The sequence below is a fragment of the Sorangium sp. So ce128 genome (assembly GCF_051525245.1).
Lineage (GTDB): Bacteria > Myxococcota_A > Polyangia > Polyangiales > Polyangiaceae > Sorangium > Sorangium cellulosum_B.
The window spans coordinates 8,776,867-8,791,042 of the sequence record NZ_CP150313.1 but is presented as its reverse complement, the minus strand read 5'-3'; the positions used below and the strand labels follow the sequence as shown (position 1 = coordinate 8,791,042).

13 protein-coding genes are annotated in these 14,176 nt (G+C 69.9%); 5 read left to right on the top strand and 8 right to left on the bottom strand.

Going from position 1 to position 14,176, the window contains the following annotated elements; genetic code table 11:
* Positions 1–241 precede the first annotated feature (241 nt).
* Positions 242–949 (top strand): TetR/AcrR family transcriptional regulator, encoded by a 708-nt coding sequence (locus WME82_RS33440; RefSeq protein ID WP_437912262.1) that lies wholly within the window; start codon positions 242–244, stop codon positions 947–949.
* 53 nt (positions 950–1,002) lie between these two features.
* Here WME82_RS33440 and WME82_RS33435 read toward each other — a convergent pair whose 3' ends face one another.
* On the bottom strand, positions 1,003–1,731 hold the full coding sequence (locus WME82_RS33435; protein ID WP_438038609.1) for a glutamine amidotransferase: 729 nt from the start codon (positions 1,729–1,731) through the stop codon (positions 1,003–1,005).
* Positions 1,732–1,811: 80 nt separating this feature from the next.
* Here WME82_RS33435 and WME82_RS33430 point away from each other — a divergent pair, with 80 nt between their 5' ends.
* Positions 1,812–2,459 (top strand): YkgJ family cysteine cluster protein, encoded by a 648-nt coding sequence (locus WME82_RS33430; RefSeq protein ID WP_438038608.1) that lies wholly within the window; start codon positions 1,812–1,814, stop codon positions 2,457–2,459.
* Positions 2,460–2,466: 7 nt separating this feature from the next.
* Here the strand turns inward: WME82_RS33430 and WME82_RS33425 are convergent, their stop codons facing one another.
* Positions 2,467–2,832 (bottom strand): hypothetical protein, encoded by a 366-nt coding sequence (locus WME82_RS33425; RefSeq protein WP_437912260.1) that lies wholly within the window; start codon positions 2,830–2,832, stop codon positions 2,467–2,469.
* Between the two features lie 66 nt (positions 2,833–2,898).
* Positions 2,899–3,594 (bottom strand): hypothetical protein, encoded by a 696-nt coding sequence (locus tag WME82_RS33420; RefSeq protein WP_438038607.1) that lies wholly within the window; start codon positions 3,592–3,594, stop codon positions 2,899–2,901.
* An 87-nt stretch (positions 3,595–3,681) separates the two neighbouring features.
* Here WME82_RS33420 and WME82_RS33415 point away from each other — a divergent pair, with 87 nt between their 5' ends.
* Together WME82_RS33415 and WME82_RS33410 are read left to right on the top strand one after the other, a co-directional pair.
* Positions 3,682–4,335: a hypothetical protein gene (locus WME82_RS33415; protein ID WP_438038606.1), complete on the top strand. Its 654-nt coding sequence runs from the start codon at positions 3,682–3,684 to the stop codon at positions 4,333–4,335.
* A 273-nt stretch (positions 4,336–4,608) separates the two neighbouring features.
* Complete coding sequence (locus WME82_RS33410; protein ID WP_437748060.1) at positions 4,609–4,866, top strand: hypothetical protein; 258 nt, start codon at positions 4,609–4,611, stop codon at positions 4,864–4,866.
* Between the two features lie 43 nt (positions 4,867–4,909).
* Here WME82_RS33410 and WME82_RS33405 read toward each other — a convergent pair whose 3' ends face one another.
* Together WME82_RS33405 and galB are read right to left on the bottom strand one after the other, a co-directional pair.
* Positions 4,910–6,058, bottom strand: a complete 1,149-nt coding sequence (locus WME82_RS33405) for a glucuronyl esterase domain-containing protein (protein ID WP_438038605.1) — start codon at positions 6,056–6,058, stop codon at positions 4,910–4,912.
* Positions 6,059–6,411: 353 nt separating this feature from the next.
* Positions 6,412–8,934: a beta-galactosidase GalB gene (gene galB, locus WME82_RS33400; protein WP_438044953.1), complete on the bottom strand. Its 2,523-nt coding sequence runs from the start codon at positions 8,932–8,934 to the stop codon at positions 6,412–6,414.
* 808 nt (positions 8,935–9,742) lie between these two features.
* On the opposite strand from galB, the gene WME82_RS33395 reads away from it, so the two are divergent.
* On the top strand, positions 9,743–11,053 hold the full coding sequence (locus WME82_RS33395) for an RICIN domain-containing protein (protein ID WP_438038604.1): 1,311 nt from the start codon (positions 9,743–9,745) through the stop codon (positions 11,051–11,053).
* 12 nt (positions 11,054–11,065) lie between these two features.
* Here the strand turns inward: WME82_RS33395 and WME82_RS33390 are convergent, their stop codons facing one another.
* Genes WME82_RS33390 through WME82_RS33380 form a run of 3 tightly spaced genes read right to left on the bottom strand, consistent with a single transcriptional unit; the run spans position 11,066 to position 13,969 of the window.
* A complete protein-coding gene (locus tag WME82_RS33390) occupies positions 11,066–12,136 on the bottom strand; it encodes a hypothetical protein (protein WP_438038603.1) in 1,071 nt (356 codons plus the stop codon).
* Positions 12,133–13,416 (bottom strand): FecR domain-containing protein, encoded by a 1,284-nt coding sequence (locus WME82_RS33385; protein WP_438038602.1) that lies wholly within the window; start codon positions 13,414–13,416, stop codon positions 12,133–12,135. The genes WME82_RS33390 and WME82_RS33385 overlap by 4 nt, the downstream gene beginning before the upstream one ends.
* Positions 13,406–13,969: an RNA polymerase sigma factor gene (locus WME82_RS33380; protein ID WP_438038601.1), complete on the bottom strand. Its 564-nt coding sequence runs from the start codon at positions 13,967–13,969 to the stop codon at positions 13,406–13,408. Before WME82_RS33380 ends, WME82_RS33385 begins: the two co-directional genes overlap by 11 nt.
* Positions 13,970–14,176 lie beyond the last annotated feature (207 nt).

The following is a 14,176-nucleotide window of genomic DNA, read 5'->3' as shown; positions in this document are numbered from 1 at the left end:
GGCCGCGCGATGCCGTTTTCCGGCCATCTCGGGCCATCGCTGCGTCCAGGGTGCAAGGTTCCGACGCCGCGCTCGGTTGCGGCTGGTTGCGTCGGATGGCGCGCGGTGCCCCCCCGGCGTCCGCGTGTCGTGCGCTGTGCCGCGAACTTTCCGGATCTTTTCAGACGGCGGGCTCGCACGACGCCGGAGGGGAGACATCGGTCCCCAGATGGCGGGCCGGTGATGGTAAAGCGACCGGCCCATGGACAAGGCCGAGCGCCGCCAAGCGCTCCTCCGCGCCGCGCGTACCGTGTTTTCCGAGAAGGGGTATCACGAGGCGAAGGTCGACGACATCGTCGCGCTCGCGAAGGTCGCGAAGGGGACGTTCTACCTCTACTTCCCCGACAAGCGCTCGGTGTTCGGCGAGCTCGTGCGCGGCCTCTTCTCGCGGCTCGGCGGCGCCATCCTGCGCGTGGACCCGTCGGCGGACGTCGAGGCGCAGGTCAAGCACAACATCCGCGCGATCGTGGCCGTCCTGCTCGACGATCCGGCGCTGACGAGCATCCTCCTGTCGCACGCGGCCGGGCTCGACCCGGCGTTCGTCAAGGAGCTGCGGGCGTTCCGCCAGGAGGTGAAGCTCCTGCTGCAGCAGAGCCTCGCGGAGGGGCAGCGGCTCGGCGTCATCGAGCCGGGGGACACCGAGCTCTACGCGACGTTCACGATCGGCGCGCTGAAGGAGGTGCTGTTCGAGAACGCCCTCGAGGAGCAGGCCCGCCCGCGCGAGCGGATCGTGACGGCGCTCCACGATTTCCTGCGGCGCGGTTACCTCCGGATGGACCCCGCGGCCGGGCTCGCGGCGCGGGGCCCGGAGGGCGAGCGCGCCGCGCCCGCGACGGGGGACGCCCCCGGCGAGGCGCAGGAGCGGGTGAGCCCGTCGCGCGGTCGGCGGGCCAGGTCGAGAGGCGACTGACCGGCGCGTCAGTCAGGGCGGGGACTACCCAGGTCAGGTCGGCGGCGTAGGGATCAGGCGCCGCGCACGACCACGTGCCGGATGAAATTGTGCAGCGTCCGTGTGCCGAGCTGATCCGGCGCGATGGGGGCGAGGAGCGCCGGGACGTCGCGGCCCTCGGCCTGCAGGATCTCGCGCCGCCACGCGATGTAGCCGGCGATGACGTCGTGGTCCATCTCGGGGTGGAACTGCACGCCGTAGCACGTGCTCGTGAAGCGGATGACCTGGTGGTCGTCGAGCTCGGTGAACGCGAGGCTCGTGGCGCCCTCGGGGAGCGTGCCGACCGTGTCGACGTGGGTCGCGTGCGTCTCGAAGCTCGACGGCAGGCCGTCGAAGAGCGGGTCGTCGGCGCGGCGCTGGACGCGGATCCTGCCGATCTCGCGGCCGCGCGGGTTGCGGACGACCTCGCCGCCGAGGGCCTGGGCGAGGATCTGGTGGCCGAAGCAGATGCCGAACGTCGGGGTGCCGGCGTGCACGACGCCGCGCAGCCACGCCTCGCAGCGGAGCATCCAGGGCTCGCGGTGGGGGACGTTGGCCGACGAGCCGGTGACGACGAAGGCGGCGGTCTCGGGGGCGCCGGGCGCGGGGAGCTCGTCCGTGCGGGCGTCGACGGTGGCGTATCCGCCGCTCCAGCTGGCGCCGATCGTCTGCTCGATCAGGTCCGCGAACTGGCCGCGTCGCTCGAGGACCGGGGGGACGGGCTCACCGGTCTTCACGATGACGATCTTCTTGCGATGTCGCACCCTTCCAACATAGCGCAGCGCTGCCGCCGGGCGAGGGCGGGGCTTGGCAGCGCGGGGCCGGGGCGCGAAGATGCGCCCCGATGTCCGCATACGTCGTGTCTCGCCCCGTCTGGCGCCGGTTTCGCCCGCGTTTCCTGAGCCGCGCAGCGGCGCACGTGAGGGCCGGCGGGCACGCCGCCATCGTGCTGCCGGACGAGCGGGTCGACCTCCTGCTCTCCATCGGCGAGGACGGGAAGCTCACGGAGCTCGGGCTGTGGTCGCTCCTGTCGATCGAGCAGCAGCGCTTTCGCCGCGTGGGCGAGGGGCCGGCCAAGGGGCTCGCGACGGCGCGGGTGAAGCGGCAGTACGAGGGCTCGGTCCTCGACTGGTGCGAGCGCGACAGCACGCACCCGGGGGCGATCCGCGAGGTGGCGCTCGACTGCCTGGCGTGCGGCGCCTGCTGCCACGACGCCAACGTGCTGCTCGACGAGGTGGACCTCGCGCGCTTCCGGGGCGCCGGGCGCGGCGACCTCACGGGGCGCGCCTACGTGCGGCGGGCGCGGGACGGGAAGATCACGCTGCGCTTCGCGGCGAGCGGGCGGTGCCAGCACCTCTGCGAGGACCGGCGCTGCGCCATCTACGAGATCAGGCCGGACAACTGCCGCGCGTTCGTCGTGGGGAGCGAGGCGTGCCTGTCGGCGCGCGAGGAGACGCTCGGGATACGGGACGGGGCGCCCGCGGAGCCGTGAGCGCGCTTCAAAACAGGAGCCGGACGCTTCCGCCGAGCGGACCGAGCTGCAGCTCGGCCCGGGTCGTGGCGCGATCGATTTTCATCTGACCGGTGATCCAGAGCGGTACACCCGTGAGGGCCATCGCGCCTCCGACGCTCATGAGCACGGTGGGAAAGACCCATGCGCGGGATGCGCAACCGCAGGAATCATCGCCGCTCGGTCGGGTGAGGAAGAACATGCCTGCTCCGACGGAACCGAGGACCAGTCCGCCCACGGACAGGCCGGTGCCCACGTCGCGCCGGGTGGTGTCGACGGCGGGCGCTGGCGCCGTCGACTCGGCGTGCGCGTTGCCCACGAGCAACAGGATCACCCCGAACGCGGCGAAACGCATGCCGGCGAGGATCCCTGGTCGCGGCGCGCCCGTCAAGACGATGCCACGATGCCCTGGGCCGGGAGCTCACGTCCGAACGCTCGTGAGCTGGCCCGCGACCGCGGCCTCATGGAACGCCGAGAGGTCGTGATGGGCGGCCGCCGGGTCCGGCAGGCCGCTGGTGGCCAGCCAGGCAATGCCTTCCTCGACGCTGGCGAAGACACGATGTGGAAACTGCTGGCGTCCCAGGGCGTTGAGCCCCGTGACGATGCTGCGCACGACGGACGCGCGAAAGCCCGACCCGATGTGGATCACCGCCGAGTGGGACACGATGCCATCCACCGAAGACAACATCCCGGCGAGAGCGCTGCGGCTGCGCGTGTCGGGTACGATGGCTTCCGGGGTCACGATCTGCAGCAGCCACACCTTGCGGGACGGGGAGCTTGCCTGCGCCCCCACGATCGCCGCCTTCAGGGAGGCGGCGTGGTGCGGGTGGGTCGTCTTCATCCAGACCGCGGTGGCCAGGGAGCTCCAATAGCCTACCGCAACATCCACCGTCGCCTCGACGACCTGACAGCTCGCGCGCAGCTGGTGCTGCTCACCCGCCTGGGTGAGCGACCGGTGCGGCGCGTCGATGAGAGGTCCCCGTGACGTCGACGATCTGTTCACTCCGCTCGATTCTACGCGAACCTGGCGAAGATCACGGCGAAGAGTGGCGTCCAGCAGGTCGATCGCAAGCTGGGTAACGTCCTTCGGAGTGACGCGCGCGTCGCCGACCCGCACCGGCGCGCTCGGCCCATCCCCGGGCGCTGCCGTGGTGATCAGGCGGTGTCCTTCCCGTCGCCCGCGGGCTCGCGTACAACTGCATGGGTGAGCCACGTCGTGATGCAGGCAGCGGAGTTCTCGACGGTCGATGCGGCGGCGCGCGCTGAGGCGGAGCTGCTGCAGCTCGTCGCGGACTACATTACCTACGAGAAGACCGCCGACGCGCCGTGGAGCGACGACGCCGTGCCCGGGCCGCTCGTCGAGTTCGGTCGGCGGCACGGGGTGCCGTGGCCGGGCGACTCGACGTCGCGGTTCCTGCTCAAGGGCCTGTTCGAGGACGAGGCGAACGTGCTTCGCGTCGATCGCCTGGTGTTCTTCTGGGGCGGCGGCTTCGACCTCGGCGGCGCGTGGCTGCGTGCGGTGCTGCAGCGCGGGCTCGCCGCGGTGCGCTGCACCGGTTGGCCGCAGCTGGGGGTGCGCGTGGACGACCCGCAGGCTCACGCGGCGGCGTCGGGGGAGTTCCTCGTCGAGGAGGACTACGAGGAGCAGTTCGAGACGACGCCGGACGACGCAGCGCTCGACGGTGCGGTGTTCGCCATCACGTTCGAGCGCGACGGCGACCGCGTTCACCTGACGTTCGACGACTCGGGCGTGCAAGACTGGGCATTTGTCGCGATGCTGCCGCAGCTGTCGGGTGACGATCCCGTGCTGCGCGCCCCCGCGCGGGAGGCGCCGGGGGGAGCGGCGTCGCTGGCGTAGGAGAGAGGAAAGGGGGCCGGCGGCCGTCCGAGCGAAGGTTCGGTTGGATGCCTGCTTTGCCCAGATCGGCACCCACCTGCGTGGAGCGAACGCGATGTCCGCCGTGAAGCCGCGCGGGAGCGGCACGGGTCATGTCCATCGACTCACTCGTCGAGGGAGCCGTTCGACCGATGTGAATACACGGGGGCACCTGAACGAAAGAACATGTTGTGAAGTTCCGGAGGGGCGGTACGATGCCGGGTTATGCGGCTTGGGTACTGGCTCGTCGTTGGAATGGCGATGTTCGCGGCGCCTTCGGCCAGGGCAGAGGCGCCGAAGACGGACGCCGCGATCCGGAAGGCGCTCATCGCCGAGTCACGAGCGGCGTACAGCGGGAGCTGCCCGTGTCCTTACGATACGGATCGAGCGGGCAGACAATGCGGCAAGCGCAGCGCTTACTCGCGGCCGGGAGGCACCGCGCCTCTCTGTTATGATCACGACGTGACGAAGGAGATGATCGCCGAGTACCGCGCGCGCGACGCCGGTCCTTGAGCTGTCTCGAGCGAACTTGCGGCGCGGCTCGCGACGAGCACGACTACTGGAGTGTAGGAGTCTCCCAGGGAATCCAGGTATCGGTGTCGATCGTGTATTTGGAGCGCAGGATGTCCGTGTCGACGTCCTCCTTGCCAAGGAGATACCTGTCGACGTACGCCTCGAGGTCGGGCGTGAAGCCGTTGTGCCAGACGCAGTGGTTGGTGTTCTCCTCCGATGCGCCCAGCCGGAAAGGGACCCCGAGAGCCGCCCAGATTTCGCGCGCCGCCAGCGCGTCGACCCGGGCCGCTTCGGCCCCCATTCGCGCGATCGCGGTGCTCTCGATCGCCAGCAGGGCGCGAGGAGCCACCATGGCCATCAGCTCATGGTGATCATAGGGGAGCTTTTCGGGCGCATTGTTGAACTGCATGAGGGCCGCCGCGTACCAGGGGGCCCCCTGCGCGTGCAGCAGGTTCTCCACCTCGGTTTTATCACGCTTTTCGAGCATGTCGGAGTAGCGCCACGAGATCGTCCCCCCGCCTCCGGACTCATGGGGGATGGTGAGCGCGATGCGCTCATCGAAGGCACCGGAATAGAGGGCTATCTTGCCCTGGAACGAGCAGCCGGACACGGCGATGTGCTTGGTGTCGATGTTGGCCTCGGGGAGCATCTCGAGCGCATCGATGATGCGGCTGATCCCCCAGGCCCAGCGGATCATGGATCCCGCGGTGGTGCCCGGGTAAAGCTTGTAGAAGTTCCCGTCGGTCCGCGAGCCGCCGGAGAAGCCGTTCGACATCAGCTGGTCGGAGTTGAACGTGATCGTGGCGATGCCTCGGCTGCTGAAGACCTGGGCAGGAAGGCTGCCCGTGGGCGAGTTGACGCCGATGATCGCAGGGATCGGGCCGCTCGGCGCGCCCGCGGGTCGGTTGATGGGGGCGGTGATGGTGAACGAGTTGCCTCCCTCACCCACCTTGATGCTGAGCGTGTTGCCGCTGAGGCTCGCCTCGAACGTGCCCGGCTTGCCCGGCTTTTCCCCTGCCCCGTACTTCTCGATCTCGGCCTTGATCTCGGCGCGCCGGCAGCGCCAGTCTGAAACCGAGCTGATGCGATCCCCGTTTGCCATCTCGAATGGATCGGGCAGGTGCGAGATCGACTCGAGCTCGCTGAACGCAGGGAGCGGCGGTTCTGGGCAGTCCTCGCCGGTGTCCTCCACGTCATGGACGAGCGGCGGCGGACCGCTGCTCTGGCCCCCTGTCGAGGCCGTGCTCGTGCTGCTGGACCCGTCCATTCCGCCCGTGCCAGCGGCCACGCTGCCTGTCGAAGAGCCGCTGCCCACCGCCGAGGTTTCGCCGCTGGCCCCGCTGCTGGCGCTGGCGCTGGCTCCGCCGCTCCCGGGCTCGACGGCGGACCCGCCGCTTCCCGCGGGGTCAGGGCCCGCTCCGCTCTCGGAGCTGCAGCCGACGAGTCCAGAAAGGATGAGCAAACTTGCGGATGCGGTCAGTTCAGCGCGCATAAATCCTCGCTTGTACGTTGCAGAAAAGACGGCGGCAGAGCGGTGGGGACGCGTCATTCTGCTACCAGTGTCGTGCTGGCCTCGGCCAGACCATTCGACTTCGCGCTCACGACGATCTGCCCCTTCTGTCCAGCCTTGGCTCGAACAATCGCGAGCGCCAGCCCATTGAACGCCTTGCGATCCTTCGACGGAAAAGCTGTCATGTCCGTCGGATCGCCGTTGTCCGTCGCGACGATCTCGCCCGGTCCGCTCACCTCGAAATGGATCGAGTTCATCGCGCGAGGGGCCATTCGATCCTCGTCGTCTGCCACCGCGACCGTCACGAACGAGAGATCCCTCCCATCCCCCGCGATGGTCGACCTGTCAGGCGTCAGGAGGAGCTTGCTGGCGGCGCCGGCGGTCTTCACCGAAGCCGTCGCCCATTCCATTCCGGATTTGTAAGCAACGACGGCCAGCTCACCCGCCTCGTACCTCACGTCATCCCAGCGCAGGCGGTACTCGAGCTGCGCCTTCCGCTTGCGTCCGAGCGACTGGCCATTGAGGAACAGCTCCGCCTCGTCCCCTGAGGTGTACACATGGACTGGCGTGACCTGGCCTGTCCGCTCCGGCCATGTCCAGTGCGGCAGGATGTGGGCCATGGGGAGCTCGGGGCGCCAATACGCCTGATAGAGGTAGAAGCGATCCTTCTTGAATCCCGCCAGATCGATGATCCCGAAGTAGGAGCTCCGCGAGGAGTCAAAGGGCGTCGGCTCTCCCAGGTAGTCGAAGCCCGACCAGACGAACTCTCCGCCCACGAAGGAGTACCGGTCCTGTGACGCGAATTCCTTGTCGGGGGAATAGGCCCAGGACGCAAAGTACAGATCGTAGGAGCTGACCTGTCGACCTGGACTGTCTTGGCCCGCGGTGTCCGACGCCGGAACGCCGGCGCCAGAGGCGACAGGGAACGTATAGACACCTCTGCTGCTCAGGGTGGCCGTGGTCTCGGTGCCCACGATGAACTTGTCCGGGAGGCTGGAATGAAACACCGGGTATTGTGCCGGCCCGCTGCGAACCCCGGTCCCCTGGTAGTTCAGGCCCACGGCGTCGATCGGCCCAGGAAATGGACCGTCGGCCTTGGCAGAGTTCATGCCGCTCACCGTCGGGCGCGTCGGGTCCTCTTCATGACAGAACCCCGTGAGCTCCTTGGCGATCGCGGCGCCCTCCGCGCCACCGCCCTGTTCACCGACCTCGTTGCCGATGCTCCACATCACCACGGAAGGGTGATTGCGGTCCCTCCTCAACAGGGACCGCAGGTCCTGCTCGTGCCAATCCGGAAAGATCTGGTGAAAGTCCAGAGCCGCCTTTTCGCGCACCCACACATCGAACGCCTCGTCCATGACGAGGAAGCCCATCTTGTCGGCAAGCTCGAGGAGCTCCGGCGCAGGGGGATTGTGGGCGGTCCGCAGGGCGTTGCACCCCATCTCCGCCAGCATCTCCAGCTGCCGCTCCAGCGCGCGGACATTCACGGCGGCCCCCAGCGCGCCCAGATCATGATGGTTGTTCACTCCGTTCAGCTTGATGTGCTCGCCGTTCAGAAAGAAGCCCGCGTCGGGGTCAAACTTGAGCGTTCGAACACCGAACGGCGTCTCATGGACATCGACGGTCTCGCCTTCCTGCTGCACGGTCGTCACCGCCACGTATCGGTTGGGCCTCTGATGAGGGCCGGTTCCCCATAACTTCGGGCTGGCGATCGCCCCCTCGGTGTCGGCCGTGGCGCTCGTGCCGGCGGGGATCTGCAGAGCCACGGGCGCGATGGATGCCACGGCGACGTCCGACCTGCGACCGTCTGCGTCGAGCTCGAAGATGGCTGTCGCCACGCTCACGTCGGCATCCTGCTTCGAGTCATTGTCGACGGTCAGCTTCAGGGCGACGGTCGCCGATGCCTCGGAGACCTCCGGCGTGGTGATGTAGGCGCCCCACTGAGCCACATGCACGGGCTCCGTCTTCACGAGCCATACGCTCCGATAGATGCCTGCTCCTGGATACCAGCGGGAGGATCCTGATTGCCAGTTGGAGTCCCTGGGGACTGGATTGTCGAGCCGGATCGCCAGGACGTTGTCTTCGCCGGGTTTCACGTAAGGCGTCAGGTCGAGGCGATAGGAGGCGTATCCGTAGGGCCACCCGCCCACGAATTGGCCGTTCAACCAGACCATGCTGTACGACATGGCGCCGTCGATATCGATAAATAGTGACTTTCCGGCGTCGCTCGCTGGCAGGGTCAGCTTCTTCCGGTACCACGCGACTCCCGGAGAAGGCAGGCGTCCCATGCTGCCGCTGACGCTCGTGGTGAACGGGCCTTCGATGGCGTAGTCGTGCGGCAGGTTCACGCTCTTCCATGAGCTGTCATCATGGCTCGCCGTGACGTAGGCCACGCCGTCCCCGAGATTGCCGTCCGGGCGCGCCGCCCTCTTCGCCGGGTCTTTGAGGAAATCATTCCCGCTGGGCAGCACCCAGGATCTCACGGCAGGTGTCGAGTAAGCGAGGTCTGTCGTGTTCCCTGGCGGATCGCCCCTGGTAAAACGCCAATCATCATCGATCCGCAGTCGCGTCCGCGGTCGAGCACCTCCGCCGGGCGCCTCCGGTCCCCCGCCGTTTCCGGAGCTCCCGCCATTGCCAGCCGAGCCAGGGGTCGCCCCGCCGTTGCCAGCCGAGCCAGGGGTCGCCCCGCCGTTGCCGGCCGAGCCAGGGGTCGCCCCGCCGTTGCCGCCGTATTTGCCGCCGGCGCCAGCCTCACCGCCGCTGGAATCATTGCTGCAACCAAGGTTGCCATGGGCGAGGACTGCGAGCCCGACCGCGAGCAACGTGATCGACCTTGATCTCATGACCGTCTCCGTGGGTTTCCTGGATCACCGTCCGCTCGAGGTCGTGGCTTGTGCCATGGGAGCAGCGAGGCGAACTCCAGGGAGTGCCGCCTCGCGGCGGGCGTGACATCGCCTATCTGCCCCCGTCGGGCTGGAGCGCGCCCGCCCCCCGGCAGCGGGCCGCAGGGGAGGGAAGAAAGAACGCGAGCGCGCGAGCGTCAGTGGAGCTTTCGTCAAGCAGTAGCGGCTGGCCCTCGAACCGGCTCACGACGAGAGCGAATGGCGCCAGGATGAAATGTTGCCGTCAAAGCGTGGGCCTGCTCGCCGCGACGTGGCACGCCTCGCTGCGACTCCCGAAGCAGAGCGTTGTCACCGCTGGTTTTGCTCTCGCGGTGAGCCGATTCGAGGGCCAGCCGCTACTGCCTGACGCGTGCTCCGCTGGCTCTTCACGTGGGGTCGCGCAGGCAGGCGAGCTCTTGACGAAGGAAGGCGTGCGCGCGCACGCCGAGCGCAGTTACGTTTGGAGTACGCAAGAAGGCCTGACATGCAGCCGTCGCGCACACCGCACCGCACCATCGCCGGGACGTTCAGCACGACGGCCATGGCGGGCAGACGCGCGGCGCCCCGCTGCCTGGCCGCGGTCGCGTCGCTCGGGCTCGCGGCCTGCGAGCAGGGGCCGATCGACGCCGTCGAGCTGACGCCGACGAGGTTGACCCAGGGCATGGTCGCCTACTGGACGTTCGACGAGGGCAAGGGGACGATCGTGACCGACTGGTCCGGCAACCGGCGCGACGGCGAGCTCACCGGCGGCACGTGGGTGAAGGGCGGCCGCTTTGGGCAGGCGCTGCACCTCGATGAGGGCGAGTTCATGACGGTGGGCGACTTCCCGAACGCCACCTCGAGCTGGACCGTCTCGGCGTGGGTTCGTGCGCTGGCCGACGAGCCCCCGGCCAGCGACACCCTGAGGACCGTCATCAGCACGGAGAACACCGGCGGATGGGAGCTCAACATCGACTACGACGGCGAGGCGCGGGGCATGGACTTCGGGTTCTGGAAGGGGCCCGAGAGCAGCGACCACCACCGCGTCCAGTGTTCCTGCCTTGAGCTCCAGCGGTGGACGCACGCCGCCGCGGTCGTCGACGGCGAGGGGCTCTCCATGAGCCTCTACATCGATGGGCGCCTCTACCGCACCGAGCCCATCGAGAGGACGATCTCGCCCGGCTCCACAAGCCTCCACGTCGGTCGATGGCCGCAGGAGGGGCGGCTCCTCGTCGGGGAGGTCGACGACATCGCGATCTACAGCCGAGCGCTCGTTCCGGAGGAGATCGCCGAGCTCTTCCAGCACGCCGTCCCGGCGGAGGTCGAGGCGGACCTCTCGACGGGCACCACCTACACCCTGGTCGGCGTCCAGAGCGGGCGCTGCGTGGACGTCGACGCCGCCGTGGACATGACCGACGACCTCGTCCTGCAGCTCTGGAATTGCAACGGCGGCACCAACCAGCACTTCCGCTTCGAGGCGGTGGACGGCGGGTATCACCGGATCCGCAGCGTCAGGAGCGACAAGTGCCTCGACGTCCGCGGCGGGTCGACCGCCGATGGCGCCTTCATCGTCCAGCTCCCCTGCGACGGCGATCCCAGCCAGCAATGGTCCGTCACCGATCCCGGCGGCGGTGCCGTCCGCATCACGTCGCGCCTCAGCGGCAAGGTCATCGACGCTCACGGCTCCCCGCCGACCGACGGCACCGCCCTCTTCCAGAGGGCTTCCAGCGGCGGCAGCAGCCAGCTGTTCACGCTGAACCCGGTCGGAACCGGCACCGACGCCGGTGCGGGCACCACCGGCGGCCCGGAGCCGTGACGCCCCCTTCGATCACAGCCACCCCACGAGGCTGAGGCTGCCGAGCAGCGCCGGGCGCGCGCCGCGCGCCGCCTCGGTCTCGACGAAGCGGACCACCGGATACGGGTGCGCGACGAGCGCGTGCGCCTCGAGGACGACGTCGAGCCGCCTCACGATCCCGAGCTCGACGCCGGCGCCGGCGTCCGCGGCGAACGCCCATTGCGCGCTGTGGACCCCCCGGTACGGCCACGATGCCTCGCCGTCGACGGCGACGTGGAGCGCCCCGAGGCCCACCGAGAACCTCGGGCGCAAGCGCAGCTCGGGCCAGGGGAGCGCCGCGAGCTCGACGAGCCCGAACCGCTGCTGCACGGTCGCGCTGCCCTGCGGCCCAGCGACGCGCGGCGCCGTCCCGAGCCCGGCGAACGAGAGGCGCGCCTCGAGCGGACCGATCGGCGCGAAGCGCAGGCGCGCGACAAGGAGCAGCGCCGGGCCGATGCCGCCCGGGCTCGCGAGGAGCCCGCCCCCCAGCTCGACGCCCCACGTCGATCGGCGCGACGCGTGGACCCGCGGCCGCTCTGCCTGTCGAGGCACCTGCTGGCTCGCCTTGCTCGGGGGCGGCGCGGCGGCGGGCGCGGGCGCCGCCGAGCGCTGCGAGGACATCAGGAGCTCGAGCAGGCTCGCGCGGAGCAGCTCGACAGCGCGCACAGCGAGCACCTCGACGATGTGCTCCCGCGCCTCGCCGCGCGTGTCGATCCGCCGCACGAGCGTCTCGTGCGTCCGCGGGTCGACCACCCAGAGCTCGGCGGCCTGACCGTCCGGCGCCAGGAACAGCCCGATCAAGGCCGCGGAGCCGGCCTGCTGCCCGGCGTCGTCCATCGTTGGCCGGGGGGCGGAGGCCGCCGACTGCGCCGCATCGAGGACCTCCACGTCGAATCCATCGGCGACGAGCTCCCCTCGGATGCGGATCAGCGCCTCGGCGATCGACGGATCGGCGGCGGCTGGCCGCACGAGGACCACACGCGCAGGCTCCCCCGACGCCGCGGGGCTCGCCGCGCAGAGGAGCGTGAGGGCCCCGGCCAGCGCCTGCGCCCGCGCGAACCTCACGGCGTTCGAGCGAGGGCCCGCGCCGCCTGCGCGTAGGTTCCGCCTGGGAACCGGCGCAGGTACGCCCGCGCGACGGCCTCGGCCTGCGCGTCGCCGTGGAGCCGCTGCACGATCACCATCTTGCGCCCGAGCGCTTCGGAGGCATAAGCCCCCTGCGGGGCCTCCTTGAGGTAGGTCTCGAACCAGGCGAGCGCCGCGGCGCCTCCCTCCTGGGCCTCCGCGAGGCGGCCGAGCAGGAACGCCGCCTCCTTGCCCCGTTGCGTCGCCGGAAAGCGCCGGCGCTGGGCGAGGAGCGCCTGCCGCGCGATGTCGTTCCGCCTCGTGTAGCGCGCCGCGTCCGCGAGGACCGAGAGCTCCTCGTTGCTGCTCTCCGCGAGCGAGACGTCGAGCCCGCGGCGCTGCGCCTCGTCGACGATGACGTCGAGCTTCCCGGCCGCGAGCTTCCCGGCCCAGTCGCGCCTCGGCTCGGCCGAGAGCGCCGACGCGGTCGGGCTCGCGGGCATCCCGGGCGGATCCGGAACCGGCGCCGCGCCGGGCTCCTCGGTGCGGTCGGACGACGGCGGGGCGGGCGCCGGCGACGCCTCCGCGCCCTGCTGGAGATCGAGATCGCGCAGGAGCACCTCTCCCGTGCGCTGCCGCAGGGTCAGCCACTGCCCGGCGCGCACCGCGATCGGCTTGCCGGACAGCGGCCCGCTGACGACGACGGCGCCGTTCTCGAGCCGCAGATCGAGGCGCTCGTCCTCCGGCGCCCAGGAGAGCGCGAAGGCCGTCCCGGTCACGGTCACGAGGAACGGCCCCGCGTCGAACAGCCACTGCGCCTCCGACCGATGGACCACGCGCGCGTGGACCTCTCCCCGGTCGAGGGCGACCCTGGCGCCCTGCTCGTTCACCGACACGATGTGCGCGCGCGTCATCTCGGCGAGCTGAACCTCGGTGCCATCGGAGAACCGGACCTTCGGACGGCTCGATGTGTCCGCCTGGACGGAGCCGTCCTGCTGCACGGCGCCGCCCTCCACCTCGTAGGAGAGCCGATCGGAGCGCGTTCCCCGCTGCCACCCGTTGACGCCGAGCAGGACCGCGGCGGCCGCCGCGAGCGCGAGCGCTCCGGCCCGGAGGGGCGACAGCCGGAAGCCCGGGCGCCTCGCCGTCCGCTCCGTCACGCGGAGCAGCCCCTGGACACGCTGCTGGGGAGACATCACGCCAAGCGAGCTGCGAGCGAGCTCGACCGCGCGCGCGGCCGTCGGGCTGAGCGCCGGGTCCTTCTCCTCGTCAAGCGTCATCCCGCGCCTCCGGCCTCATGCAGTAAGCGGCGAGGGCCATGTCCTTCTCGACCTGGGACGACACGCGCTCCGTCGCCCGGCTGAGCCTCCGCTTCACGGTGGCCAGCGATATCCCCGTTGCCTCCGCGATCTCCGGCAGGCTCATCCCCTCCATGTGGCGGAGCACGAACGCGGTCCGGTCGTCTGCGCTCAGCGTGTCGAGGATCGCATAGAGGCGGCCCAGCGCCTCGCGCGCCTCGCTGTCCGCCGGCTCGACCGCCTGCTCCGGGAGCTCGGCCGTGTCCGCGAGCTGGAGGATGCGCCTCACGCGCCTGCGGCGGAGCTCCCATTTCAGGAGTCGAACGGTCACCGAGAACACGAAGCTCCCCAGCGCATCGGGGTCTCTCAGCCCGGATACTCTGGAGAACACGCGAACAAAGACCTCCTGGGTCACGTCCTCTGCGTCGGCGCCGGGCCCGAGCACGCGCGCGACGATCCGGAACACCTTGGGTGCATGTGCGTTCCACACCGCGGTTGCCGCCCACGGCTCCCCTTCGATGAGCGCGCGAACCACCTCACTTGCGTCAGTACCACCACGCTCTGACGGAGCGATGGCAAGGCTGGCTCTACGCACGACGTCATCGCTCCGAGGGCTCGTGACTTCGCAGATCGGTCGTGATGAGCGAGCACAGTACCGAGCCGAAGTTCCCGGCGCAAGGCGGTCAGCGCGCGCCGCCGGCGAGGTCGTTCCTGCGAGCTGCCCTGGTCCCAAATGGGGTGC